Consider the following 25,923-nt stretch of genomic DNA (forward strand, 5'->3'; position numbering starts at 1 on the left):
TGACTGACATTGAGCCCCTTCCTCGTCTTATGCTTGAATGGAGCACAGACACAGAGGAATTTCAGTATGGCCGACAAACTTTCCACCTCCGCCTTGGCAAAAAAGCGCCAGCAAGATGCTAAACAGCTGTTTCAGGATTTGAAAACCGCCGGTTATATCCATCGCCATGATGAGCAGTGGATATTGACCGATCTCGGCACCAAATTTGGGGGAGAGTATGCCCAGCACCCTAAGTATGGGCGTTTTATTGTCTGGCCTGAGAATTTGCTGATCGACTTGCACGCCACTTCAGGCCAAACACTCACCGCTACGCAAGTCGGGGAATACTTCAAATTAAACCCGAAGAAAATGAATCAGTTATTCAGCGAATTAGGCTGGATAGCGCGCAGCGAGTCGGGGTGGCACGCCACGGAAAGTGGCCTACGTGCCGGAGCACAGCAGCGTGAAGAGAAAAGCTCAGGTAATGGATTTGTGGTCTGGCATGAAGCCATCCTGCGTAACCGCCACTTACGCCAATCTGTCGTGGAATTTCTCGGCCAAGAAGCACAGGCTCACGCGACCGATAAATCTTATTCCAGCTTTCGCCAGAAGTTTGCTGCCAAACACCGTACTTTAGATGGACATTATGTGCGTTCAACGGGTGAACTGCTGATTGATAACTGGCTGTATCTGGCTGGCGTGGTACACGCTTATCAGCGCCCACTACCGATTGAAGAGGAAGTGACCAGTGATTTTTATCTGCCAAGCGGCAAGGTCTATTTGCAATTTTGGGGAACAGATGAAGGTGACATTGCCCCGAGTGAACAACAAAAAACCCGCGCACTTTATCAAGCACACGGGTTAGCACTGATTGAGATCCAATCTCATGAGATCACGCAACTGGATGACATTTTGCCCGCAAAATTGCGTGAGTTCGGTATTAAAGCGTATTAACGAGTGCGATAACGCGCACGCGCGGCCTCTTCAATTGGCACCACAGTTTTACCAATCGGCGCCAATGAAATCACCGCCAGCTTTAAATGCTGCAGGGCAAACGGAATGCCGATGATGGTGATAAAACAGGCCACCGCAGACAAAATATGCCCCACCGCCAACCAAAAACCGGCCAAAATAAACCAAATGATATTGCCCAAAACGCCGAAACCGCTGGTACCAATGTCGGTTTGGTCAGTTAATTCATCACGGGAAATCGCTTCATAGCCAAACGGCCAGAATGAGAAATTGCCGATCACAAAACAAGCGCGTCCCCACGGAATGCCAATGATGCTAATAAACGCCAGTACTCCCACTAGCCACCAAGCCAATCCCATCACTATACCGCCACATAAAAACCAAATAATGTTGCCTAGTGTTCTTAACATTACCTTACCTCACGTTGTTGAAGGTGTTTCATGCGCCTAACGCTAATGCGGCGACCATGAACAGAAAATGAATGATCAGAAAAATCCATGCCACACCGCAGTCGCACCACTCACCAAACAGAGCGCCAGCGCCGCAAAGCGAATTTTTTCTTTTGGCAATGAGTGAGTGGTTTTACGGGCTAACACATAGCCTAGCCAAGCCGCAGGGATCAGCGGCAGAGTCAGTAGCACATGGTGCCACGTTAAAAAACCCGTCGGCCACTGCACCATCAAAGAGATGATCGAGCTAAACACGAAGAAGGCAGACAAATTACCGCGCAATTGATTAGCTTCTTGGTGCTGAAGCAGGAGCGCCATAGGAGGACCACCGATGCCACTGCTGGTACCAAATACGCCTGAGAAAAAGCCCGCAATCCCCATTCGAGTTGGGTTCGGCTCAATGCGCAGTGGCAGCAAACTTACTGCCACCGCAAACAGCACCAACAAGCCAAGCCACAGCGCCAGCGCCTGCGTGGAAATCCACATCAGCAGCAAACCACCCACAATCGATCCCGGAATGCGCCCAATTAAGGCCATTTTTAAGCCGCCAATCGAAATACTCTCGCGATGTTTCATCGCATTGAGCACCGAAATAAACAGCGCGACTAAGCAGATCGGTGATGGCACATAGTCCGGCGAAATAAGAAACAGCAGCGGCGATGCAACGACCGCGAGCCCAAAGCCGATCGCGGTCTGCACAAAGGAACCCATGAAAACCAATAGCATGGCAATCCACGCACTCGCGCCTAAATATTCCATTTCGTTCCCTTGTACTGCGATATTTTGAATGACACAGACGGTATCAGTTCAGCAATATTTCGCAATAGAAACGTTTCGCCCGAACGGGCTTACCAGAAATTTAGACTCACTCACCAATAAAAACGACCAGCGACCGCTTATCTTAATGGCATCCAAATGTTGGGGGGGGGGGCGAAGCAAGCTACTCAGTGACCAACGTAAAACCTTCGTCCAACCAACCGGTCACACCCCCAATCATTTTCTTCACTGGGCGACCTAATTTGGCTAAGCGAATCGCCGCTTTTTCAGTGCCATTACAGTGAGGCCCCGCGCAATAGACCACAAACAGCGTGCCCATAGGGTAATCGGCTAAGGTTTTTTCGTTCAAGCGTGAGTGCGGCAAGCTGATGGCACATGGCACATGTCCTTCGGCATAGAGGGCTTCACCGCGAACATCGAGTAACACAAAATCTTGTCTTTCATTGGTGATCGCGTGGTGCACATCCCAACAATCGGTTTCAAACTGCAACAACGCTTCAAAATGCGCCAGAGCATCGGCACTGGACGCTGCGGGCACACGAGATACGGCACTAGACATTCGACTTCTCCTTGTCGGTTTAATGAGCATGCAGTGTGCCACAAGCTTTAAAACGCCGAAATAGCAAAACTCAGAAAGATGCACGCACCTTCCTGAGTTATCCAATGATTAAACCGCTTGTGTGGATTAGTACGCTACACCAATGCGTTGGCGAGGATGCTCAGCGTATTCCAGCTCATCAATCAGCGCGACCGCATAATCTGCAACCGAAATACGGCTGTTGCCTTCGCTGTCGGTCAGCAGTTGATCGCCGCCCACCCGGTATTGGCCTTGCTTGTCGCCTGGGAAAATTTCGGCCGCTGGGCTTACGAAAGTCCAGTTCACATCGCTGTTGCTTGCGCGGAAAACTTCCAACGCTTCGCCTTGAGCTAGAGCTTCACCTTTGTACTCTTCTGGGAAACCCGGAACGGTGACTAATTTCACGCCCGGAGCCACTTCCAAAGAACCCGCACCACCAACCCACAATAAACGAGCAACGCCAGCTTGTGGCAACTCATTGAGTAGACGCTGCGCGGTTTTCGCGACCATTTCATGGTTGCCTGCGGCACGGCCGCCGATAGAGGCAATCACAGCATCCACGCCTTCTAGCACAGATTTGAGTGAGCTCTCTGGGTTTAGGATATCCAGTTGCTGTACCGCTACCCCTTTGAGGGTGACTTTGGCTGGGTCACGAACGACAGCAACCACTTCATGTCCGCGCATTTTCGCTTCAGCCGCTAAATGGCTACCAATCCAACCAGATGCACCTAGAATTGCTACTTTCATTTTTTACCTTCCTCTTGAATCTATTTAGATGAGTGTGTTCAACGAGGATAAGTATAGTTTGTCGCATCGCGAGCGATAAATGCGCAAAAATGATGTACATTGTATCTAGTTAGTTTGCAAATGAGAGCACTTATGGATCGCCTAACTGCCATGCGCAGCTTTATTGAAGTCGCCAATACCGCCAGTTTTACTCAAGCAGCGGATAACCTAAACCTCAGCCGTTTACAGGTATCGCGCCATGTTCAGGAAATTGAGGATTGGCTTAAGCAGCGCTTGCTGCATCGCACGACACGCCGAGTCAGCCTCACCGCAGCGGGTGAGGAGGCACTACAACGCTGTGAGCAAATTCTCCATCAGACCATGGAGCTGGAAATGCGCGCACTGGAGCAGTCAGGAGCATTACGCGGCAGCATTCGAATTTCTGCACCGATAGGTCTCACGCAAAACATGCTGCTGGATGCGGTACAGGCCTTTACCGACCTGCATCCACAAGTTCATTTTGATGTGCTTGCCTCCGATCGTTTTTCACAATTGGTCGATGAACGTGTCGATATCGCGCTGCGCTTTACGCAGCAGCCCGATGAAAATTTGATTGCACGCCGCTTGCTTGAAGTCGGCATGGTGGTGTGTGCCACTCAGGAATATCTGGCACAACATGCGCCTATCGAATTACCACAAGATCTGACACACCATAACTGCTTAGTGCATATCAGTGGCAATAAATGGGATTTCGTTAAAAATAACGAGCAGTTTAGCGTTTTGGTCAATGGTAATATTCGCGCCAATGATATGGGTACCTTATGCCGCGCCGCATTAAATCATAAAGGGATCATTCGTCTCCCCTGTGATTTGGCCAATCCGCTGTTGCGAGCTGGACAACTGCAAGCGTTACTGCCGGACTATTATCTGCCAAGCAGTTCAATCTGGGCAGTGTATCTGTCGCGCAGTTACCAGACACCTTTGGTCAGACAGTTTATTGATTTTCTCGCCGAGCGTTGGCAAGAAGATTTGCTCTGGCCATAAAAGCCAATCCCCGATTTTACACTCGGGGGTACTTTGTAAGGATTAATAGCGGAACTGTCCCATTCGCTTGCTTAATTCCATCGCTTCATCGGATAACTCATTCACGATGGCGTTCACTTCGCCGACTTGCACCGTCACAGACGCAGAAACATCCGAAATTGAGGTGATATTGGCGTTAATTTCTTCAGTAACACCACGCTGTTGCTCAGTTGCAGTCGCGATTTGGATATTCATCTCGTTTAATTCATTGAGCATATCGACAATCTGTTTGAGCATATCGGTATTGCTATGACAGGTAGCCACACCGCGAACCACCGTATTATTCGCCTCTTCGATACAGTTGACGACAGACTGAGTTTCTTTTTGTAAGCGATCAATTTTGGTGCGGATCTCTTCAGTCGAGGTTTGCGTTTTTGCGGCAAGATTACGCACCTCATCCGCGACCACCGCAAAGCCTCGCCCTTGTTCTCCAGCGCGAGCTGCCTCAATGGCGGCATTCAACGCCAGCAAGTTGGTCTGCTCGGCAATCGCTTGGATCACATCGAGTACCGAGGCGATAGATTGGCTTTCATGATTTAACCGTGCAATCGCTTCAACGGCCGAGGCCATTTGTTGGTTTATTGATGTCATATCGCGCGCAAGCTCATTGCCCACTGAGACACCGCCGTGGCCCTTTTGATTGGCTTCCTGCACAAAAGTGGCTGCTCGCTGTGCAAATTCAGACACTTCGGTAATCGAAGCGCTCATTTCATTTACCGCCGTGACCACCGAATCCGTACGCTCATGCTGCTCAGATACCGAATTACGCGTTCCGGTCATATTATGTGTAATGGTTTGAGTGTGAGAGTTGAGTTTGTCAGTCGTATGAGCGAACTGACAAATCGTATCTTGCAGATGGCTCAGCATACGATTGAGCGCTTGCGCCAACTGTCGGATCTCATCACTGCCTTGCTCAGATAACCGCACCGTTAAATCATTATCTCGACTCATCCGTTGAATTTGGCTTATCGAATCACGAATCGGTTTAGAAATTCCATTCCCCACCATCCATGCCGCAAGTGTCGCAATGACTGCGCCGATCACGATGGCGATCAGCACTTTCATAATCAGTTCGTCGGAAAGCTTCGCAATATCGGCTAACGCTTCGTCTGCCTGCATTTCAGTGACTAACGCCCAGCGTAACCCTAATGCATCAAGCGGTGTGTATGCTGATAGTAACTGCACACTGGCATGCGTACTCTCCATCATTAATCCACTCTCGCCTCTCAAAGCCTTATCCACGGCTTGCGAACTGACCTTAAGCAAACCAATCGCGGATTGTTTACTGCGGATCTGATTGATTGCCGCTCGATCACCCGTTAATGAATTCAATGTCCCGATGAAGGCCGAAGCATCTTCCAGCAGTAAACGGGGCTGACTACGCATCAGGTGATCACTGCCCACTAAATAGCTCTGGCCGGTATTCCCAAGCCCGTTTTCTTTCCAACGGGAATCGAACGTCATAATGCTATTAATTTCATCCACTGGCATTTGAAAGATCAGAACACCAACTCGAGTACTACCGTTAAAGATAGGGGTCGAAATGAATGAAGCCGCCGCCTCATAAGAGGGATAGTAAGGTGCAAAATCGTCAAGATAATACTGATTATTGGCTAAGGTTTTGGCTTGCACATAAGCCCTTGCTAGTCCGCTCTCTTTGTACGGACCGCTCAGCAAATTGGTCGCAAAATCAAGCTCTTTGAATACGGTGTACACCACATGACCGTCATTATCGACCATAAACACATCATACAAACCGAACTGCTCTAAATACTGCTTAATCCCAGGATGGTACTTTTGATGCAAAGCATCATACGCGTTACCTAGCGAATCACTCTCCCACTCATGCTTAGCGCCAAGCGGGTTAGGGTTGCTGGCAATATAACGGGCTTGTAACGCTTCCGCGGATCTGGATAACAGATTCAAACGCGCTAACGGGTTCGCATCTTGGCCGTCGTTTAACTTCTGATAATTCTGACCAAATTGAGTGGTGTAATAGTCTTTTAGGGCAATGAGCGAAGAAGCTGGCACCTGTTCAACGGGGTAAGCTTGGTAGGCTTGAGTCAAGCCTTCCATTGCCTCCACAGTGGAGACCATATTAGCTAAGGTCACAAGTTGCCCCGCTACTCGTGTTAAATAGCGTTCAATCTCACTTTTTTTGGTTTCACGAACCGAAAGGAGTTGGTTCGAGGCTCGCTCATAGATCGCTTGTTTAGACAGAGTGGCGGCGCTCCAACCCACCCACACTCCTGCAATCACGACCGAAAAAATGGACAGCAATGTCATAGACAATACGATTTTGTTGGCAATTTTCATGCTTTTCCCCTGAGAAACTCAGTCAGATATAGAGGTAAAGAGTCGCCAACGATACGTCATAAAACCAAAACTTCTTTGTTATAGGAATAAAGACTCATTGCAAGCATAGTCATCCCCTATTCCATCTACCAAAAAATACCGCAGAAATTGTCGTTATCCGGCCAACCCATAGTCAACGAGTTGATTATAGTTCAAAAAAAAGCGACCCTTTCAGGTCGCTCAATTATGTTGTTCAAATATACCCTTCCTACTTGAAGCTGCAGCGGTGCTAGCAACATTCGCCCCCCCCCCCATTCACATAGTCTATCTATGCTCATGGGGATTACTCATTTGCCGCCTACCTGCAACGCCAAGTAGTTTGGGTATAGGGGCTTAATCGCACTTTTTTGATTAACTAGGGCTGTTGTTTGGTCGGTGCCAACGCAATCTCACGAATGCACACGCTTTGTGGCTGCTGATAAGCAAACAGTACCGCACGCGCCACATCATCCGCGGCCAACACGCCGCCCATGTCCACTTTCCAAGCATCGTAGCCCTCTTTAATTTCGCTTGATGTGGTGTGTGAAAGCAGCTCTGTTTCTACCGCTCCTGGAGCAATTGTGGTCACGCGCACATTGCTGGCGGCCACTTCCTCACGCACGTTTTCAGAAATCGCATGTACCGCAAACTTAGTTCCACAGTAAGCAGCATGATTCGGGAAGGTTTTCTTACCCGCAATAGAACTGATGTTCACGATCGTACCGTGGTTGCGCTCTTTCATATCGGCCAACACGGCGTGCATACCGTTGAGCAGGCCTAGCACATTCACATCAAACATGCGCTTCCATTCATTCGCTTCTTGAGTATCAATCTGCCCAAGCAGCATGACACCGGCATTGTTCACCAGCAGATCCGCAGGGCCATACAGCGCTTCGGCTTTCGCAATCGCAGCCACTAAGGTCGCCGCCTCTGTCACATCCACTTTTTCACACAGTGTATTGGGCAAATTCAGGGCTTCTAAACGTTCCACGCGGCGCGCGACCAACAGCAACGGATGACCCGCTTCACTGAAACGGCGAGCAATCGCTTCACCAATACCAGAACTTGCACCTGTAATTACGACTAATGATTTCATTGGATTACCTCATTCATTCTTAGAAAAATTCTCCTGAGCACAGGAGTTCGTTGCAATGCGGGCATTCTAGGCGAAAGCTGATTGTTGATATATAGTCGACAGGGTCACAAACTGTTGCCAAATTACGACAAATAAAAGGGACTCTCGATGCAACTTAACCAACTCAATCTGGCCGACATTCGCGCCTTTGTACTGATTGCCAAACTCGGCAATTTCACTAAAGCCGCGGAAGAGCTAGAGGTTTCTCGCTCACATGTTTCACGCCAGCTGAGCCAGTTGGAAAACAGCATGGGCGTCACTCTTGTCATCCGTACCACACGCAGCCTTTCGCTCACGGATGCTGGGGAACTCTTCTATCGTCAATGTGAACAAGCCCTGAGCAGTATTGAACAAGCCGTGTTAGCCGCTGTAGATGATGTGCAAGAAGCGCGCGGGGAGCTACGCATCAACAGTGTGGGCGGGCATATTGGGGAAGAGTTAATTGCGGACATTTGCAGTGCCTTTATGCAAGAAAACCCTGAAGTGCGTATTCACCTCGATTTCAGTAGTCATCGCGTTGATTTGATTGAAGAAGGCTTTGACGTGGCATTTCGGATGGGAAAATTAGAAGATGCCAGCTTCGTAGCGCGTAAACTCACCGAAATCCGTATGAGCACGCTCGCTAGCCCCACGTACTTTACCCTGTGTGGTCAACCTCAACATCCCAAACAGCTCGCCGAGCATCGCTGTTTAACGGGGTCGGTGAAACGTTGGAGCTACCAACATAAAGAGACGAAGCAGGCTCTCGAAGTACCCGTTGATGGAGATTTACAGTGTAAAAACGGCCGAGTGTTAGTTCGAGCGGCATTGGCGCATAACGGTATCATTCGCGTTCCGACGTTCTACTGCCACCAAGAGATTGCCCGCGGCGAATTGGTCGAAGTGTTTCAGGATTGGCATATCCCAAGCGTTGAGTTTTCGCTCATCTACCATAAAGACAAATATCAACCAGTGCGCTTAAAGCGGTTTATTGAGTTCAGTAAGCGTTATTTTGAGCAGGGCATCATCGAATAAATCTACGAGTCACGACTCTCGCAATACGGCAGCATAAAAGACTGGTCAAGTTCGGCGCGCTTAGCGACAATACCGCACTTTGAATGACAACGAATGAGAAATACCATGCGCAGTTTTATCCTTCGAGCTCGCTCCGCACCGACCGATAGCCAACGCCTACTGGACGAAATTGGTGGCAAATGCCATACCGAAATTTTGGCGCACTGCATGATGAACAGCCTGTTTACCGCGCAGTCGCATCGTGAAGATGTGGTGATTCATCTGGTATTGGAAAGCACGCGCGATTATTCACGCACCATCACCGTTGAAGCGAATGAAATCAGTGATGTGGGCGGATTCCATGAAGCGGCGTTGATTGCTCTATTGGTGAAAGCGCTGGATGCCTCAGTTGGCATGGGCAAAGAACAAACGCGTGTGGTTCAGCCGGGTTTAACCGTGCGCACCATCAGCTTTGAAGCGCTACTCGGTGAGCTGGCGGAGCATCATTCGCTGTACATGATGGATAAAAAAGGCGATTCCATTCGTGATATTAAGATTGGCCCGAACCCGTGTTTTATTCTGACCGACCATATCCCGATGCCGAAAAAGAGTGGTAACTCGATGAAACGTCTTGGGGTAGAAAAAATCAGCCTTGGCCCCAAAATGCTGTTTGCCTCTCAATGTGTCACGCTAATTCATAACGAGATTGATCACCAAGAAGCAGGGTGGTAATCCCTCCCCTCATCAATAACCAACAGCCCTGATGAATCTGTTCGTCAGGGCTGTTTTTCTTCGCTTAAGCCAGTTTTAGATCAAACTGAATGCGGTATTGCACCATATCTTCAATGGTCAATACGGGCATATTGTGCAGTTTGCCAAACGCGATGATTTCTGGCGTTTTTGCCATGCTGCCATCTGGGTTGGTCAGTTCGCACAACACACCCGCTGGCTGTAAGCCCGCCATCTGCATCAAATCCACCGTACCTTCAGTATGGCCACGACGCGCCAATACCCCACCCGCACGAGCACGTAGCGGGAATACATGACCCGGACGCGCCAAATCTTCTGGCTTTGCTTGTGGGTTCGCGGCGGTTTTGATGGTGGTGACGCGATCTTGCGCGGAAACTCCTGTGGTTACGCCATGTTTGGCTTCAATCGATACCGTAAACGCCGTTTGGTTCGCACTGTTGTTATTGACCACCATAAGCGGTAGGGCTAAACGATCGGCTTGCGCTTCAGTCAGACACAAACAGACAATGCCGCTGCATTCACGGATCATCAATGCCATTTGCACTGTAGTAAGAGATTCTACTGCGTAGATAATATCGCCTTCATTTTCGCGATCTTCATCATCGAGCAGCAGTACACCACGCCCTTCACGTAAGGCTTGCAGTGCGTTTTCTACACGAGTAATGGGGTCGCCGAATTCGGCAAGTAATGAGGACTGATTCATGGTAATACTCCAAAAAATGACCAGAATCAGGGCTTATGAGGGATCAAAATCCAAAACGAAAAGCACTGAAAACCGAAAGATGTAGCAAAGCCGCACCTTGAAATTCAGTGTGTTTGTCATTCTCTCTCATCCGGACTGTAACCGTCGGCTCTGGCTTCTCACCAGATCTGCTGACCTCGACGAATCGAGCGCTCGTGGGCTCGCCTTGCGGCATACCACCGGTGGGGAATTTCGCCCCGCCCTGAGAATATTGTTGTGTTTCAGACGATTCTGAAACGCCGCTTAGTGTAGTCAGTTCAACGGGCGGTGAAAAGCGTTACGGACAAACTTGTTTTGAATATCACCGTTTTTGAGCAAGAAAAGTCGATAAAAAGAACATCAGCGCGGATAGAAAAACAGCGCAGACTCGCTGCGCTGTTGACCTGATAGCTTAAGCTTTAAACCCGATCAGGCGTGTTTCATGGGTGTATTGAGCTGTGAGCGAGAGATCGCCCCGTACAGCACCCAACCGAAGAAGGTGGCAATCGAGCCAAGCATAACCGCGGTTTCACCGGAACTGTACAGCGCGTAGAAGCTGTACATGGCACCAATAAAGGCCATCACGTTGGCCACTTTCGCTTGGCTCACCGGTACATTGAGCTGCTTTTGCATCACGCCCAGCGCAGCCATAGAGAGGATGTACGGAATGATGTTGGTCACGACCGCCAAATTCACTAACGCCTCAAACTGCTTATTGAGTGAGGGACTGATGGTCATCAAACTCAACACCGTTTGAATCGAGACAATGGTCAGCATACCCAGCACAGGGGCATCGGCTTTGGTCACTTTAGAGAACAATTTCGGGAAGAAACCTTCATCGGCCGAGGCTTTAAACACTTGCGCAATGGTAAATTGCCAGCCAAGCAGTGAACCGGTACAAGACACAATCGCACACGCCATGACAATCGCGCCCATGGTTGGGTTAAACATCTGCGCAAAAGCCAGACCAAAGGGTGCGTTCGAGTTAGCCAGATCGGCGTTTGGTACAATCCCGGCAATCACGTTGGTCGAGATGATGTAAATTACCGCAGCCCCCAAGGTGCCGCCCATGACCGCAATCGGTACGTTTTTCTCTGGGTTTTCCACCGCATCGGCGTTAGCACACGCCGATTCTAAACCCAAGAATGCCCACAACGTCATTGCAATTGAGCCGCCCAACGCTTGGAAAAATGGCAAGCCATGTGGGTTCCATGCAGAACGATATAAGTCAAAATCAAACCAGTACCAACCGATGATGGATACCCCAATCACCGGAATGATGATGCCCCAAACGGTAACACTCGAGACTTGGCCGGTAATACGTGCGCCACCAAAGTTAGCCACAGTGGCTACCCACAATACCAAAATAGTCGCGATACAGGTTTCAATCGGAGTGAGATGAAAACCAAACAGCACATCGGCATAACCGACAGCGGAAATGGCAATCGCCACGTTGGCAATTAACAAGGAAACCGCATAAGTATAGTTGGCCATAAAGTTGCCGCTGCGGCCAAACGCGTATTCGGCGTAACCACCCATACCGCCGGATTTTTTACTGAACATACCGCATTTTGCAAAGGCAAACGCCAAGGCAGTTGAACCTGCGGCAGTGACTAACCAAGATAAGATAGAAATGGTGCCGACTTGGGCAAGCTGAGTCGGGAGCATAATGATGCCCGATCCCATCATGTTAACGATAGTCAGGATGGTGAGTTGCACTACACCAATTTTGTTATTGGATTTACTCATGATATTCCCCTTCTATGGGTCTTTTCGTGTTGTCATCGGGGCAGAAACCTCTGCCCCGATGCCCCGATTAACGTTTCAGTACATAGCCCATGGCTTGCACTCGTCCCTCGCCTGTCGGCTCCAAATACACCCCTTGCAATTCAGGCGCAAAACCCGGCAGCAAGTTAATGCCTTCTTCTAGAGCGAGGAAGTAACGCTGTACTGAACCGCCCCATATTTCTCCCGGAACCACACACAACACACCCGGAGGGTAAGGCAGTGCGCCTTCAGCGGCGATACGGCCTTCCACTTCACGCAGTGGGACTAGCTCAACCTGACCACGTACAAAGGCCAAGTTCGCTTCTTGTGGGTTCATTACCGCACGTGGGAAATAACGCGCGCGGAACATCTCTTTTTGCAGCTGTTTCACATCATGGCTGACATACAGATCGTGCATTTCCTGACACAACTGACGGATGGTGTAGCCTTTGTAACGTTCGCGATTCGCACGGTACACGTTCGGCAATACTTCGCTCAGTGGTGCATCTTCTTCAATCAAGCGTTCAAAACGAGCAATTTGTGCCACTAAATGCTGCATCTTCGCCATATCTTCGGCTGGGGTGAGCAAAAAGAGGATCGAGTTCAAATCGCACTTCTCTGGGATGATGTTGTTCTCACGCAGGAAGTTGGCCAGTATGGTGGCCGGAATACCAAAGTGCTCGTATTCGCCGGTTTCTGGGTCAATCCCCGGTGTGGTGAGCAGGAACTTACAAGGGTCAACGAAATACTGACCATGTTCGTAACCTTCAAACGCATGCCATTTCTGACCCGGTTCAAATTCAAAGAAACGCAAATCATCGGCAATTTGCTCGGTGGGGTGAGATTGCCAAGGTTTACCCTCGATCATTGGTGGAATGAACGGCTTGATGTATTTGCATTTTTTCATCAGTAGCTTACGGGCTTCGATACCGGTTTTCACCGCTTCGCGCCATAGGTAGCGGCCACTATCCCCTTCGTGCATTTTGGCGTTCACATCGAGCGCCGCAAACAGCGGGTAGAATGGGCTGGTTGAAGCGTGCAGCATAAAGGCATTGTTAAAGCGTTTATGGTTGCAGTAACGCTCTTGGCCTTTAATGTGGTGATCTTTCTTGTGGATTTGCGAAGTTTGCGAGAAACCTGCCTGCTGTTTATGTACAGACTGAGTGACGATAATGCCCGGATCTTCAGGCTTCAGATCGAGAAGAAGTGGTGAGCAATCTTTCATCATGGGAATGAACTGTTCATAGCCCACCCATGCTGAGTCAAACAGGATGTAGTCACACAAATGACCGATGCGATCCACCACCTGACGCGCGTTGTAAATCGTGCCGTCGTAAGTACCGAGCTGAATGATGGCAAGACGGAATGGGCGTTTCGCTTCCGCGCGGCTTGGGTCGACATTACGTACCGCATCACGTAGGTAAGATTCGTTAAAGCAGTGCGTATCAATCCCACCGATAAAACCGAATGGGTTACGCGCCGTTTCTAAGTAAACCGGTGTCGCACCCGCTTGAATTAACGCACCGTGGTGGTTGGATTTATGGTTGTTGCGATCAAACAGCACCAGATCTCCCGGTGTCAGCAGGGCGTTACACACCACTTTGTTGGAAGCTGAAGTCCCGTTAAGTACGAAGTAGGTTTTATCCGCGTTGTACACTTTCGCGGCGTAAGCCTGTGCATCATGCGGTGCACCTTCATGGATCAGCAAGTCGCCCAAACGTACGTCCGCGTTACACATATCAGAGCGGAACAAGGTTTCACCAAAGAAATCAAAAAACTGGCGACCAACCGGGTGCTTACGGAAGAACTGACCACCTTGATGGCCTGGGCAAGCAAAAGTGGAGTTACCCATGTCCACGTATTTTTTCAATGTACCAAAGAAAGGTGGCAACAAACTTTCTTGATAACGACGCACGGCAGTTTCCACTTGCTTACCGTAGAACTCGACTTTGGCATCACACAGCTCAAATACCCCGGTGATATCGGCGCAAAAATCATCTGGGAATTGGTCTTCGCAGCACACAGCAACAAAGATCGGCAGTTTCAAACCGGTCGCATTCATTTTATCTATGATGCCGTTTTGTACGTCTTCGACGGAAACCACCGCCGCACCAATGTCACAGAAGTCGGTTTTCAGTACATCCACCACTTCACGTTGGGTTGTGAAGCAAGAGCGAACCGATAAACTCGTAGCAATTTTTAATGAATTCATATTTAGCCTTTCTTATTTTTTTTGAGTAAACGAATTCCAAGCCAAATTATTTTTAGCGTGCAGGAAATCGCTCAGCAAAATAAATATTGCCGTCACAAAGGCTGAGATAGAAATAATGGAGAGCCCCAGCCTAAGAACGGGTGAATATTCTTTTGCTTAATAATGATTTTTCTTGGGCATACCTAGAGATTCACTCAGTTTCGGTAGGAGCAGGCAAAACCAACATGATTTCACATCACGCCAAAGGGCGTAAAAATCCATGAATATGCCTTAATACCTCAACATGAGGAAAGCAGGTATAGGACGAACCTTTAGCTGACAAGCAGCCTAAAGCTCTCGTTACAGATGAGATGTCGATTGGGTAAAGAAAGAGTAGTCAAAGTAGTCACGGTGAGACGGCATCATGATGTGCCGAGTCCTGCGAATGTGTGCCATGATTTTTGATTTCTTTTTCATATACAACTCCGTTACAAATAATCAAGAAACCAGTTTACGTCGTTTTGCTTAGAAAGCAGGCGCATTCTATACCCCAAGGAAAAATTAAAATTTGACCATTATCACACCTTAATACGCATAGATATATATTTTAGATTTATTTACCAACAAGAATAGGTATTACCATATATATCCTAGGAATTGAGCAAAACTATAAGAAAATAATATAGCGGAGAACAAAATAAACAGAACAACGCACTATCAAACACTCGTAATCCAACCGGATAAAATGCAACATTAACAACAAATGCCACATATTTAATGACATTCAATAACACTGCTGTTTTTCAATTTGACGTGAGATCCTGCTATACCCAAACTACTTGGAGTTGCAGGTAGGTGGCAAGTGAGTTCATCCCCATCAACATACACAGGCTTATGATTGGAATGCACGAGCGTAGCCAACACCGCGGCTGCTTCAAGTAGGAATGGGATCGCATCAAGCCAGACGCTGGCTGGCTTGATATAGTGAGCGACATCAGAAAGATTAGCGCCCAAAAAATCGAGTGAGGACGCGTAACATCGATTGACGATAAGTCAGCAGCCAACCACTACGTGGCAACCACGCGGCTGAACGCAGCACCGTCTTACTGTGCGAAAAAGTCTTAAAGCCTTCGATTCCGTGGTAATGCCCCTGCCCTGATTCACCAATGCCGCCAAATGGCGCATCATCCGCCGCAACATGCATTAAGGTATCGTTCACACACGCACCACCACTGTGGGTACGCTGCAAAATATGATTAGCCAGATGGCTCTCTTTGGTCATCACGTACAGCGCCAATGGCCGTGGGCCTTGATTGACTCGCTCAATCGCTTCTTCAATATTGCGATAACCGATCACCGGCAGGATCGGGCCAAAGATCTCTTGTTGCATCACCAGCATGTCATCACTGACTTCGGTTAACAGATGCGGCAGCATCTGCCTTGCTTCAAGTTCTACTGTTTTGCCCACTACAGTATTGAGTTTGGCACCTTTTTGCTGTGCATCATCCAAACAGTGTTGTAATCGGTCAAACTGCGCTTGGTTAATGATTTGTGTCACATCCATACTACCATGACGGATAAAACGGCGCGCAAAACGCTGCAAATAAAGCTCAACGAAGGTCGCGACTTTCGCTTGCGGCAGCATGACGTAATCCGGTGCGACACAGATCTGCCCGGCATTGGTGGTTTTACCCAGCATGATGTTATCCACGCTACGCGCGAGATCCGCATCGTCAGCAATGATCACTGGAGATTTGCCCCCCAACTCTAACGTCACAGGTGTTAAATTTTTCGCGGCCGCTTGCGCCACTAACTTGCCTACGGCGGTTGAACCCGTAAACAGCAGATGATCAAATCGCAAGGCACTAAAAGCCGCAGCAACCTTCGCATCACCTTGCACGCAAACCGCGATATCGCCTAACGCGGCAATCACACGCGCTAGTACCTGATTGGTGGCAGGTGTGTACTCGCTCAATTTCACCATCACCTGATTCCCCGCAGCAACAGCGGTGATCAGTGGTGCAATACTAAGCAAAATAGGAAAATTCCAAGGTACCATTACCCCCACCACACCCAAGGGCTGAAATTGCACTTCAACACGCGAAGGCAGCAGCATCCATCCTGCATGTCGCCGCTGCGGCTTCATCCACTTTTTCAGTTGCTTAGCCGTGTAATTGAGATGATTTAACGTTGGCAGTAAATCGCACAGACCGCTATCAAAACGACTACGGAAACCATAATCTTGATTGACTGCGGCAATCAGGGCTTCGTTTTCACGCAATAAAGCCTGTTTGAGCTGGGTTAAACGTTGCAAACGGTGGGTCAAACTCGGATAAGGCGTATTGGCATACTGCCTTTTTAGGCGCGTAAATTCAGCCTGCAAAGCTTCGATTGCTGACGAGATTTCTGGTGACTCAGCACGAGACACCACAGAGAGTTGAACCATAGTAAACTCCGCAGAAATAAAATATATAAACTACTTGGAGTTGCAGGTAGGAGGAAAGTGAGTTCATCCCCATGAGCATAGATACACTATGTGATTGAGGTGAACAAACGTAGCCAACGCCGCTGCAGCTTCAAGTAGGAAGGGGATAAGCCCCCCTCGGGCGTAGAGTATCTTAACTTGGCAAGCTGTAAATCAGCTCAGGGTTGATACCAAAACTGGTTTTGTGCTCTTCAATCACAAACTCACTACGGGTTTGAATCACGCCGGGTAAAGAGCCCAACTTGCCCGACATAAACGCTTGATACGCTTTCATGTCTTTGACGCGCACTTTAATCATGGTGTCAAAATCACCAGAGAGCGAGTAACAGGCTTCGATTTCTGGGATATCCGCAACAGCGTGAGCAAAACGTTCAAAAATTGAGAAGCTGCTTTGATCAAGCCGAATATGGATAAAGACCTGCACATCCAAGCCTAACTTTCCCGGATCGAGATCCGCGTGGTAACCGCGAATGTATCCCTCTTTTTCTAAACGTTTTACCCGCTCTGAACAGGGCGATGTCGTGAGATTCACCAACTTGGCCAGCTCAACGACCGGTAAACGCCCTTTGGCATGTAAGATCCGCAAAATATCGCGGTCAACTCGATCCAGACTCATACAGCAACATCCTTTGACTGTTTAGACCCGAATACAATACTGATAACCCCCAATCGGCAGAAATAGTGTGCGGCAAGGCGTGATGTACCTCACGCAAAAGGGCATCTTACGATGCCCTTGGTTTTCTCCTTGCGACTGAAGCGGCTACCGTGTCCGCCCAGTTCCAGTCAAATCACGCGATGTTGCACCGCTGTAGCTTATAGCTTAAAGCGTGAAATCTCCTTATTCAGCTCTTGTGCCATCGCATGCAGTGATTTCGCCTGCTGCACGGATTGCTGAGCTTCTTCGGCTAACTGGTCGCTCACTTCACGGACAGATTCAGTATTCACATTGATATCCGCCGTCACTAACGATTGCTCTTCCGCCGCTGAAGCGATTTGCGTCGCCATATCGCTGATCTGCTGAATCGCTTCACTGATCGCTTGCAAGCTTGCTCCGGTTTGGTTGACATCCGCGACACTGGTTTCCACCAACTTATGGCTTTCGGTCATTACCGATACCGCAGTGGTGGTGACTTTCTGCAAGCCAGCAATCTTAGTCTGGATCTCTTCCGTCGATGCGTGGGTGCGCTGTGACAGCACACGAACTTCATCCGCAACCACCGCAAAACCGCGTCCTTGCTCTCCGGCACGCGCCGCTTCAATCGCGGCGTTCAATGCCAGCAAATTGGTCTGTTCAGCGATGCCACGAATGGTCGACAAGATGGTGGAAATTTCATTGGCATGCACTTCAAGCTCGCTGATGATACGCACCGCGCCAGTTAACTCTTGAGCAAGCTGGTCAATCGACTGTTTACTTTGTTGCATTTGCGCAAAGCCATCTTCGCCCAATTGCACCGATTGAGTGGCGTTCTTCGCGGTATTTTCGGCATTGCTGGCGATTTCAGCTGTCGCCGACGCCATTTCCGTCACCGCTGTCGCGACCATAGTGATTTCATCTTGCTGGGTGCGAATGCGTTTGCTGGCTTGAGTCGCCGAGGCGGCCGCGTGGTCAGCCCCTTGAGTCAGCGCCACCGACACTTCACGCACATTTTTTACCATTTGATGCAAGCGATCGACGAACTTGTTGAACTTATCCGCCAGCAAACCGACTTCATCTTGGCTGCGAACATCCAAACGACGAGTCAAATCGCCATCCCCTTCGGCGATATCCGCCAGAGCATTAGCGATATTACCGAGCTCATTAAGCTGACGAGCCACAAACCAAGACGTAAGCAGTGCCATCACAAGCAAGATACCTAGTCCAATCCCGATCTGCACCATCAACATGTCATTCAGTGGCTGCTCCAGAACCCCTTTATCCATCACCATGACCAGTAACCAATCGGTATTCGCCACTTCCTCAGCCATCAAGACCTTATCTCGCCCGTCCATGCTCAGTTGGAAGAGCGAATGGTCTTTGGCCGCGATATTGAGCTTAGAAATAGTCAGTTGAGCCGACATCTCTTCCGTCGGCTTTAGGATCAAATCTTGAGTTGGGTGAGCAACGATTTTGCCTTTTTGGTTCACCAGAATCGCGTAACCTTTTCCGGGCACTTCAATCGCTAACACATCTTTAATCAGCTTATCTAACGCAAGATTGGAGGCGGCCACCCCAATCAATTGACCTTGATAGCGAACAGGCTCTGCCAAGGTCACAACTAAGGTTTGCATGGTGACGCTCACGTAAGGTTCGGTCGTGATCGGTTTGCCGGCTGCTTTTGCTTCTTTGTACCAACCACGGACTCGAGGGTCATAATCTGCGGTATTGAGTGACGGATCTTGACGGAACATTTCGCCCTGCTCATTACCGTAGTAACTCAATCCAAAAGAGCCAGACTGCAGTGTCTGTCTTAAATGAGGGACTAACTCTAACTGCGGATTGCGTTCAATTTCTTCACGTAGCCCTTTAAGCGCGAGCTGCTTGCCCAAAAACCAGTCACCAATCCCTTTGGCATGCGCTTGTAAAGTATTGCGACTTTCACTTTCAATCGCCCGCCAACTGTCCTTTTCAAAGGTCTGATACCCTGCGGCGACTAACGCCGCCGCCGTCACGGCAATCGCCACGACCACAGAGAAAACCATTTTTCTCTTTAAACTCAATCTCATGAACAATACTCCATTCATATCAAATTGCACTGATATGGGAGCAAGTTAGCGAAATGACGAGGAATTACCTTGCGAAAACTCCCACAATCGTAATGAGTGATAACAAGGAATGACTAAAGTGTGAGCTTCTGTCCATAATGGTGCACAAAAGCCACTAGCTGGCCCCATCAGTAAGCATTGGACTTAAAAGAAAATAGAAACAAAGCGTTGCCATGCATTCCCATCCAATATCATGAATATGCCGCAGTTGAGATGCCATATGCCGATACAATTTGAAGTGGCCGGTAAGCAGCCAGCGAGTGAAAGGTGACGCTAAAACCGATTTGCACAGCCGCAAGCTCGTCTTAGGTGAGCCCAATCATGACGCGGAAATCATGCGCTTGCGAATAAATCACGCTGCGCCGCTCGCTCATTCTGCTGGTTACAGACTCGGCAGAAATAGCGTTGCTCCATCTGATAATAGTGTTGGCCTTGCATCAGCATGGTGAGAAATTGTTGGAAACCTTGCCAGCCTTCAGGTTGTGACTGCACACGTTTCATCACCATTTTGTGTGCGGTGTGTTTACCACAACTACGACAATACGCTTTAGGCATGACGGAGATCTCCTATCCGATTGGTCACTATTGACAGTTGACGCATTTTGCAGCGATAGGTTCCGTAGACATAATTTGTTGTGCAAATTTCGTGACCTATATTTGAAAATTACTCAATAATGCCCAGGCAGAGCAAAAAGAAAGCCTCGCAAAGCGAGGCTTGTTCCGTAGAGTAAAATGGACTTATTCCAGTTCAATCAACTGCTTTTTGAAGGTGGCGTGTTGCGCTTTTACCTTCTCATCCGGTTCGCCGGTGAGCAGGCTGACCACAACAATCGACAGGGTTGAAAGGATAATTCCCGGTACGATTTCGTACACATCAAACCAACCGCCAGACAGTTGTTTCCAAACCACAATCGTCACACCACCGACAATGATCCCCGATAGCGCACCATGACGGTTCATACGCGGCCAGTACAGGCTCAAGACCAGAGCAGGACCAAACGCCGCACCAAAGCCAGCCCAAGCGTAGGACACCAAACCCAGCACTGAGCTATCTGGCGTCATCGCTAAAAACAGGGCAATCAGCGAGATCAAAATCACCGCGATGCGACCAACGCGGACAATGTCTTCGGAGCTAGCATCGGTTTTGAACACTTGCTTGTAGAAATCTTCCGCGAGTGCCGATGAAGAGACCAGCAGCTGCGAATCCGCAGTACTCATGATTGCCGCCAAAATGGCGGCCAGCAAAATACCAGCGATGACTGGGTGGAACAGCGAGTTCACTAATAGCATGAAGATTTTTTCGCCATCATCCAGACCAATCGTGCCTGATTGAGTAACGAAAATCAGACCCGTTAAACCGACCAGAATCGCGCCAGCCATTGAAAGCCCAGTCCACACTACTGCGATACGGCGCGCCGTGGTCAGATCTTTATTGGAACGTGAGGCTTTGAAACGCGCCAGAATGTGCGGCTGACCAAAATAGCCCAAGCCCCAAGCCACTAAAGAGATGATGGCAATCGCCGACAGAGGTTCGCCTTTCGCGTCATTCCACAAGGTCAGCAGTTCAGGGTTAATCGCTGCCAAATCGTGATTAAGCTGAGTAAAGCCACCATTCATTGCCGCAATCGGCACGATCATCAGTGCCGCTGCCATGAGCAAGCCTTGCACCAAGTCCGTCCAAGAGACCGCTAAGAAGCCACCAAACAGGGTGTACGACACCACACAAACCGTACCTATGATCACCGCGGTGGAGTAATCCAAGCCGAATACGGTTTCAAACAGTTTACCGCCTGCCACCAAACCCGAACTGGTATAGAAGAGGAAGAACAGCAGAATAAAGAACGCAGAAATGGTTTGGATGAGTTTTGAGTTATCGTTAAAACGGCGTGACAAAAACTCAGGTAAAGTCAGAGAGTCCGTGGTGATGCTGTAGGTGCGCAGACGCTTAGCATTCACTAACCAGTTAGCCCAAGTACCGACGAGCAAGCCGCCAGCCAACCAGAATGATTCAATGCCGGCGGCATACGCGTAACCCGGCAGACCGAGCAGTAACCAGCCACTCATGTCGGATGCGCCAGCAGAGAGTGCTGCAGGCCATGGCCCTAATGAACGGCCACCCAGAAAGTAATCGGCTGAGTTTTTCGTTCGCTGATAAGCGTAAACCCCAATCGCCAACATCAAAATGAGGTAGACGATAAAGGTGGTTGTAATAGCGAAGCTATTTTCCATTGTGTTTTGTCCTCTTTTTCAAGATCGCCTTTCATGCCCCCTCTTATCCAAAGGGGGCAAACGCAGAAAGGACTAATGAGTATCCACACCTAGCTCCAAGAGCGTCGCGTTTCCACCCACTGCTGTTATATTTATTGTGCGTGTGCGCTCGGTAATAAAGCGCAGTGATAAATGTGGATCATGTGCCACCGGCAAGGTAAGCAGATCCGTTTCTGAAACGAGACTGACAATCGCGCCTGTACGTTTCGCGAGCTGACGGTTGATCGTGGCCTCAACCGACGGGGTTCCGACATATCCAACGCATCTCACATCTGATTCGATCAGTTGGTGATACGCATCGAAAGAAGCAAACTGCAACAAATTTGCCGGAAGGGATGACTGCTGGTAAGCAGCCACTAACGCAGAACTCAACTCTTTATCGTCACTGCAAAAAACGACACTGTTCCCCGCTACGAGTGCGGCAGTCAGTTGAGCCACTACGGCTTGTTTGGCTTGAATACCGTTATCCTCTTGGATGATCAGGGCAACACCACGCCCTGCGGTATAAAGCTCATTGGTTTCTCCGGTAGGCCCAATCAGTTGGTGCGTATGCGCCAACAAAGTCGATGCCTGTTGAAGATGGTAGGAAATCACTTTTGCCACACCGGGCATGCTGTTTTCCAATAAAGATTTCAACGCGAGTAAACACTCACATTTCGAGTCAAAGTCGGTCAGATTCCAATTTTCCCAAGCAGAAAAGGCGTCTGAAAAACGGGTTACTTGATGCACCATGATACGTCTCCTTGCTGTGGGTTATTGGTATTGCACTTGAGTAAAGCGGTAAAGATAGTGAGGCCCGCCCGCTTTCGGCCCCGTTCCTGACAAGCCTTGTCCGCCAAACGGTTGTACCCCCACCACAGCCCCGACTTGATCGCGGTTGATATAGCAGTTGCCCACTCGAGCATGTTTTTCAATCCAGCGATACGTGGTTTCGTTACGGCTATGAATGCCCATGGTTAAACCAAAACCAGTTTGGTTGATTTTGTCGACGATCTGCGCCAATTCGCGTGCTTTAAACCGAACAATGTGCAAGATCGGGCCAAACTGCTCTTCACTCAGCGCGGCAATATCATCAATTTCAAAGGCGGTTGGCGCAACAAAGTCGCCATGTTGGCAAGCGTCATCCAAAGTAAGCTGAGCGATTTTCTTCTGGGTTTGGCTCATGTGTTCAATGTGCGCCAACAGTTTCTGTTTGGCTTTTTCATCAATCACTGGACCGACATCGGTTTGATGCAGATGTGGCACACCGACTTTCAGCTCTTGCATCGCGCCCTGAATCAAAGTAATCACGCGATCGGCAATATCCTGCTGTACAAACAGCACACGCAGTGCCGAACAGCGTTGGCCAGCAGAGGCAAAAGCGGAACGCAGCACATCACGCACCACTTGCTCTGGCAGCGCGGTACTGTCGACAATCATGGCGTTTTGACCGCCAGTTTCTGCAATAAATGGTACCGGAGCCGCTTCACGTTGCGCTAACGTTTGGTTAATGCGCTGCGCCGTGGCGGTCGAGCCAGTAAACGCCACACCCGCGATGGCCGGATGAGAAGTGAGTGCGCTGCCGATATCGGCACCGCGTCCCGGCAAAAGTTGGATGGTTCCAGCAGGGAAACCCGCTTCTTGCATCAGCTCAACCGCGCGATACGCGATCAAACTGGTTTGCTCGGCAGGTTTGGCAATCACGGTATTTCCGGCCACCAAGGCAGCACTGATTTGGCCAAGGAAAATCGCCAGCGGGAAGTTCCACGGGCTGATACACACAAATACACCACGACCTTGACGGCTAACACGACGTGTTGATCCATCAAAGCTTTCGACACTGAACTCGCCCAGCACATCGACTTGTTTGGCGTAATAACGACAGAAATCGACCGCTTCACGCACTTCATCAATGCTGTCGTGAATGGTTTTGCCTGCTTCTTGGTGACACAAGGCCACCAACTCAGGCATATGCAGTTCAAGCAGATCCGCCAGCGCATCCAATTTACTCGCACGCACTTTGGCATCAAGCGCATTCCAAGTTGCAAAAGCTTGTTGAGCAGAGTCGATCGCATCGGAAACATGATCAAGGTTAGCGTGAAACACCTGACCGACTTGAATACGACGATCGTAAGGCGCAGTGACGGGCTCTGCACTGTGATCCGCCTTGATCATGCTTTCGTAATAAGAGTGCCCGCCAATGATCGGTACCGCATGCCACGTCTTATCTAACCAAGCGTGGATCTGAGCTTCAAACGGCTTCGCTTCACTCTCAATATCAATGTTGATCCCCAATGAGTTTTTGCGCTCGGCAAAAATCTCCGTTGGCAGTGGGATCTTACGGTTATTTAAGGTTTCAAACGCAAGCAGCATATCGACTGGATGCTGAGTCAACGCACCAATCGGGCAGCGCGAGTCCACCAAGCGGTGTACGAACGAACTGTTTGCACCATTTTCCAATAATCGACGCACCAGATAGGGCAGCAGATCTTTATGGCTGCCCACGGGGGCATAAATCCGTACCGACTGCTGATAAGCGGCTTTCGCATGGTGATAAAGCGCATCCCCCATGCCATGCAAACGCTGAAATTCAAAATCTTTGTGTTGTGCCATCACCGCAATCGCGGTAACGGTTTGCGCGTTATGGCTAGCAAATTGCGGGAACAGATTGCCGCGTACCGATTCGCTCAGTAAGAAACGAGCACAAGCGAGATAAGAAACATCGGTCGCTTCTTTGCGCGTATAAACCGGATAGCCAATAAAGCCTCGTTGCTGTGACATCTTAATTTCGCTGTCCCAATACGCACCTTTGACTAAACGCACAGGAATGAGATCGCCCTGCTCTTTCGCGAGAGCCGTCAGCCAAACCAATACTGGCAACGCACGTTTGGAGTAGGCTTGAACCACCAAACCAAACTTACCCCAACCACGCAGCGTGTCGCTGCGGTAGAGCTTTTCAAACAGATGCAGTGACAGCTCTAAACGATCCGCTTCTTCGGCATCAATCGTGATGGCGACATCCAGCTCTTTCGCGCGCTCAAGCAGTTGAATAAGTGTGCTGTACAGCTCGGTCATCACGCGATCGGCATTCGCCACTTGGTAGCGAGGATGCAAAGCAGAAAGTTTGATCGAGACCGACGGCGCAGGGCTGGTCTCCAGACCATATTTATCGCGGCCTACCGCTTCAATCGCCATCAAGTAATCTTTGAAATACTTGTGCGCATCGGCAGAAGTCAGCGCCGCTTCACCCAACATATCAAACGAATAGGTATAACCCTTATCACGCATCGGGCGACCATTTTTCTGCGCTTCTTCAATGGTGCGTCCAAGCACAAATTGATGGCCCATGATCTTCATGGCTTGATGCATGGCTTTGCGGATCACAGGTTCAGTCAGCTTATTCACTAAGCGATTCACCGCTTGCACTGGGCTTGCGATATCTCCATCTGCCAAGCCAATCACTTTACCTGTCAGCATCAAGCCCCAAGTTGAAGCATTCACGAATACAGAATCTGAATTTTTCAGGTGGGATTTCCAATCCGCAACACCCAAGCGGTCTTTAATAAACGCGTCAGCCGTTTCCGCATCAGGAATACGCATTAACGCTTCCGCCAAACACATCAGCAAAATACCTTCTTGGGTATCCAAGCTGTATTCCAAAAGCAGTGCATCAATCATCTGCACCGCTTTTTTATCGCTGCGGATCGCTTCAATTAAGCGCGTGGTTTTCTCTGCCATTGCTGCTTTTTCAGCATGGCTTGGCGTTGCGAGAGGCAATAATTGGGTCAGCCATTGGGATTCGTCCACCATATACAGTGGCGAGATCAGCGACCATAGTTTATCCAGCGGCTGCTCGATAAACGCTGCGTTCAACACATCGGTTGCTGTAAACATGTGGTTTCCTTCATCTCATACCTGACAGATTGAGTCAGGTTTCCTGCAATGGCTGGCAGTGTATTTTGAGCGTGAGAAGAAAACTTGTCAAAAAGTCCTAG

The 25,923-nt window shown here is 49.3% G+C and carries 22 protein-coding genes and 1 riboswitch; of the genes, 5 read left to right on the forward strand and 17 right to left on the reverse strand.

Going from position 1 to position 25,923, the window contains the following annotated elements:
- Positions 1-66: 66 nt before the first annotated feature.
- Positions 67-933, forward strand: coding sequence for a hypothetical protein (locus tag T411_RS0103140; protein WP_000764034.1), 867 nt, complete (start codon positions 67-69; stop codon positions 931-933).
- Here the strand turns inward: T411_RS0103140 and T411_RS0103145 are convergent.
- From T411_RS0103145 to T411_RS0103160, 4 genes are all read right to left on the reverse strand, one after another.
- A complete protein-coding gene (locus T411_RS0103145) occupies positions 930-1,361 on the reverse strand; it encodes a YccF domain-containing protein (protein WP_000946562.1) in 432 nt (143 codons plus the stop codon). The genes T411_RS0103140 and T411_RS0103145 overlap by 4 nt on opposite strands.
- Before the next feature lie 75 nt (positions 1,362-1,436).
- Positions 1,437-2,159, reverse strand: coding sequence for a sulfite exporter TauE/SafE family protein (locus tag T411_RS0103150; protein ID WP_000456110.1), 723 nt, complete (start codon positions 2,157-2,159; stop codon positions 1,437-1,439).
- Between the two features lie 181 nt (positions 2,160-2,340).
- A complete protein-coding gene (locus T411_RS0103155) occupies positions 2,341-2,736 on the reverse strand; it encodes a rhodanese-like domain-containing protein (protein ID WP_000093074.1) in 396 nt (131 codons plus the stop codon).
- A 126-nt stretch (positions 2,737-2,862) separates the two neighbouring features.
- Complete coding sequence (locus T411_RS0103160) at positions 2,863-3,501, reverse strand: NAD(P)-dependent oxidoreductase (RefSeq protein ID WP_000861284.1); 639 nt, start codon at positions 3,499-3,501, stop codon at positions 2,863-2,865.
- Between the two features lie 132 nt (positions 3,502-3,633).
- Between T411_RS0103160 and T411_RS0103165 the strand changes: the two genes are divergently transcribed.
- Entirely contained in the window at positions 3,634-4,524 is an 891-nt protein-coding gene (locus tag T411_RS0103165) for a LysR family transcriptional regulator (RefSeq protein ID WP_000375520.1), read from the forward strand.
- Positions 4,525-4,566: 42 nt separating this feature from the next.
- On the opposite strand, the gene T411_RS0103170 is transcribed toward T411_RS0103165, so the two are convergent.
- Positions 4,567-6,879, reverse strand: coding sequence for a methyl-accepting chemotaxis protein (locus T411_RS0103170; protein ID WP_000684938.1), 2,313 nt, complete (start codon positions 6,877-6,879; stop codon positions 4,567-4,569).
- Between the two features lie 394 nt (positions 6,880-7,273).
- A complete protein-coding gene (locus T411_RS0103180; protein ID WP_000839400.1) occupies positions 7,274-7,993 on the reverse strand; it encodes an SDR family oxidoreductase in 720 nt (239 codons plus the stop codon).
- Between the two features lie 147 nt (positions 7,994-8,140).
- On the opposite strand from T411_RS0103180, the gene T411_RS0103185 reads away from it, so the two are divergent.
- A complete protein-coding gene (locus T411_RS0103185) occupies positions 8,141-9,046 on the forward strand; it encodes a LysR family transcriptional regulator (RefSeq protein WP_001176687.1) in 906 nt (301 codons plus the stop codon).
- A 105-nt stretch (positions 9,047-9,151) separates the two neighbouring features.
- Positions 9,152-9,757 carry a tRNA (pseudouridine(54)-N(1))-methyltransferase TrmY gene (gene trmY / locus T411_RS0103190; protein ID WP_001256106.1) on the forward strand — a complete coding sequence of 202 codons (606 nt, stop codon included), beginning with the start codon at positions 9,152-9,154 and terminating at the stop codon, positions 9,755-9,757.
- A gap of 64 nt (positions 9,758-9,821) precedes the next feature.
- Here trmY and ribB read toward each other — a convergent pair whose 3' ends face one another.
- Positions 9,822-10,478 (reverse strand): 3,4-dihydroxy-2-butanone-4-phosphate synthase, encoded by a 657-nt coding sequence (gene ribB, locus T411_RS0103195; protein ID WP_001076652.1) that lies wholly within the window; start codon positions 10,476-10,478, stop codon positions 9,822-9,824.
- Between the two features lie 114 nt (positions 10,479-10,592).
- A riboswitch (FMN riboswitch) is annotated at positions 10,593-10,731 on the reverse strand.
- Positions 10,732-10,784: 53 nt separating this feature from the next.
- On the opposite strand from ribB, the gene T411_RS1000000119970 reads away from it, so the two are divergent.
- Positions 10,785-10,904, forward strand: a complete 120-nt coding sequence (locus T411_RS1000000119970) for a hypothetical protein (protein WP_001889345.1) — start codon at positions 10,785-10,787, stop codon at positions 10,902-10,904.
- A gap of 21 nt (positions 10,905-10,925) precedes the next feature.
- Here the strand turns inward: T411_RS1000000119970 and potE are convergent, their stop codons facing one another.
- From potE to putA, 10 genes are all read right to left on the reverse strand, one after another.
- Positions 10,926-12,245 carry a putrescine-ornithine antiporter gene (gene potE, locus T411_RS0103205; RefSeq protein WP_000045949.1) on the reverse strand — a complete coding sequence of 440 codons (1,320 nt, stop codon included), beginning with the start codon at positions 12,243-12,245 and terminating at the stop codon, positions 10,926-10,928.
- Positions 12,246-12,312: 67 nt separating this feature from the next.
- Positions 12,313-14,475, reverse strand: a complete 2,163-nt coding sequence (gene speF / locus T411_RS0103210; RefSeq protein WP_001086685.1) for an ornithine decarboxylase SpeF — start codon at positions 14,473-14,475, stop codon at positions 12,313-12,315.
- 339 nt (positions 14,476-14,814) lie between these two features.
- Positions 14,815-14,931 carry a leader peptide SpeFL gene (gene speFL / locus T411_RS1000000119975; RefSeq protein WP_001893294.1) on the reverse strand — a complete coding sequence of 39 codons (117 nt, stop codon included), beginning with the start codon at positions 14,929-14,931 and terminating at the stop codon, positions 14,815-14,817.
- A 526-nt stretch (positions 14,932-15,457) separates the two neighbouring features.
- Positions 15,458-16,900 carry a coniferyl aldehyde dehydrogenase gene (locus T411_RS0103215; RefSeq protein WP_000250427.1) on the reverse strand — a complete coding sequence of 481 codons (1,443 nt, stop codon included), beginning with the start codon at positions 16,898-16,900 and terminating at the stop codon, positions 15,458-15,460.
- Positions 16,901-17,072: 172 nt separating this feature from the next.
- Positions 17,073-17,555 carry an Lrp/AsnC family transcriptional regulator gene (locus tag T411_RS0103220; RefSeq protein ID WP_000050915.1) on the reverse strand — a complete coding sequence of 161 codons (483 nt, stop codon included), beginning with the start codon at positions 17,553-17,555 and terminating at the stop codon, positions 17,073-17,075.
- A 197-nt stretch (positions 17,556-17,752) separates the two neighbouring features.
- A complete protein-coding gene (locus tag T411_RS0103225; protein WP_001893297.1) occupies positions 17,753-19,642 on the reverse strand; it encodes a methyl-accepting chemotaxis protein in 1,890 nt (629 codons plus the stop codon).
- 372 nt (positions 19,643-20,014) lie between these two features.
- Positions 20,015-20,236, reverse strand: a complete 222-nt coding sequence (locus tag T411_RS0103230; RefSeq protein WP_001123610.1) for a hypothetical protein — start codon at positions 20,234-20,236, stop codon at positions 20,015-20,017.
- 183 nt (positions 20,237-20,419) lie between these two features.
- Positions 20,420-21,910: a sodium/proline symporter PutP gene (putP, locus tag T411_RS0103235; RefSeq protein ID WP_000431682.1), complete on the reverse strand. Its 1,491-nt coding sequence runs from the start codon at positions 21,908-21,910 to the stop codon at positions 20,420-20,422.
- 72 nt (positions 21,911-21,982) lie between these two features.
- The gene (locus tag T411_RS0103240; RefSeq protein WP_000233685.1) at positions 21,983-22,681 is read right to left on the reverse strand and encodes a 1-pyrroline-5-carboxylate dehydrogenase; all 699 of its coding nucleotides are present in this window, start codon (positions 22,679-22,681) and stop codon (positions 21,983-21,985) included.
- Between the two features lie 21 nt (positions 22,682-22,702).
- Positions 22,703-25,822, reverse strand: coding sequence for a bifunctional proline dehydrogenase/L-glutamate gamma-semialdehyde dehydrogenase PutA (gene putA / locus T411_RS0103245; protein ID WP_000493408.1), 3,120 nt, complete (start codon positions 25,820-25,822; stop codon positions 22,703-22,705).
- Positions 25,823-25,923: the final 101 nt, after the last annotated feature.

The sequence above is a fragment of the Vibrio cholerae ATCC 14035 genome (assembly GCF_000621645.1).
Lineage (GTDB): Bacteria > Pseudomonadota > Gammaproteobacteria > Enterobacterales > Vibrionaceae > Vibrio > Vibrio cholerae.

Excerpts from the sequence above, each read along its gene's own strand:
- T411_RS0103140 (WP_000764034.1), top strand. The coding sequence starts at position 67 with ATGGCCGACAAACTTTCCACCTCCGCCTTGGCAAAAAAGCGCCAGCAA.
- T411_RS0103145 (WP_000946562.1), bottom strand. The coding sequence starts at position 1,361 with ATGTTAAGAACACTAGGCAACATTATTTGGTTTTTATGTGGCGGTATA.
- T411_RS0103150 (WP_000456110.1), bottom strand. The coding sequence starts at position 2,159 with ATGGAATATTTAGGCGCGAGTGCGTGGATTGCCATGCTATTGGTTTTC.
- T411_RS0103155 (WP_000093074.1), bottom strand. The coding sequence starts at position 2,736 with ATGTCTAGTGCCGTATCTCGTGTGCCCGCAGCGTCCAGTGCCGATGCT.
- T411_RS0103160 (WP_000861284.1), bottom strand. The coding sequence starts at position 3,501 with ATGAAAGTAGCAATTCTAGGTGCATCTGGTTGGATTGGTAGCCATTTA.
- T411_RS0103165 (WP_000375520.1), top strand. The coding sequence starts at position 3,634 with ATGGATCGCCTAACTGCCATGCGCAGCTTTATTGAAGTCGCCAATACC.
- T411_RS0103170 (WP_000684938.1), bottom strand. The coding sequence starts at position 6,879 with ATGAAAATTGCCAACAAAATCGTATTGTCTATGACATTGCTGTCCATT.
- T411_RS0103180 (WP_000839400.1), bottom strand. The coding sequence starts at position 7,993 with ATGAAATCATTAGTCGTAATTACAGGTGCAAGTTCTGGTATTGGTGAA.
- T411_RS0103185 (WP_001176687.1), top strand. The coding sequence starts at position 8,141 with ATGCAACTTAACCAACTCAATCTGGCCGACATTCGCGCCTTTGTACTG.
- trmY (WP_001256106.1), top strand. The coding sequence starts at position 9,152 with ATGCGCAGTTTTATCCTTCGAGCTCGCTCCGCACCGACCGATAGCCAA.
- ribB (WP_001076652.1), bottom strand. The coding sequence starts at position 10,478 with ATGAATCAGTCCTCATTACTTGCCGAATTCGGCGACCCCATTACTCGT.
- potE (WP_000045949.1), bottom strand. The coding sequence starts at position 12,245 with ATGAGTAAATCCAATAACAAAATTGGTGTAGTGCAACTCACCATCCTG.
- speF (WP_001086685.1), bottom strand. The coding sequence starts at position 14,475 with ATGAATTCATTAAAAATTGCTACGAGTTTATCGGTTCGCTCTTGCTTC.
- speFL (WP_001893294.1), bottom strand. The coding sequence starts at position 14,931 with ATGAAAAAGAAATCAAAAATCATGGCACACATTCGCAGGACTCGGCAC.
- T411_RS0103215 (WP_000250427.1), bottom strand. The coding sequence starts at position 16,900 with ATGGTTCAACTCTCTGTGGTGTCTCGTGCTGAGTCACCAGAAATCTCG.
- T411_RS0103220 (WP_000050915.1), bottom strand. The coding sequence starts at position 17,555 with ATGAGTCTGGATCGAGTTGACCGCGATATTTTGCGGATCTTACATGCC.
- T411_RS0103225 (WP_001893297.1), bottom strand. The coding sequence starts at position 19,642 with ATGAGATTGAGTTTAAAGAGAAAAATGGTTTTCTCTGTGGTCGTGGCG.
- T411_RS0103230 (WP_001123610.1), bottom strand. The coding sequence starts at position 20,236 with ATGCCTAAAGCGTATTGTCGTAGTTGTGGTAAACACACCGCACACAAA.
- putP (WP_000431682.1), bottom strand. The coding sequence starts at position 21,910 with ATGGAAAATAGCTTCGCTATTACAACCACCTTTATCGTCTACCTCATT.
- T411_RS0103240 (WP_000233685.1), bottom strand. The coding sequence starts at position 22,681 with ATGGTGCATCAAGTAACCCGTTTTTCAGACGCCTTTTCTGCTTGGGAA.
- putA (WP_000493408.1), bottom strand. The coding sequence starts at position 25,822 with ATGTTTACAGCAACCGATGTGTTGAACGCAGCGTTTATCGAGCAGCCG.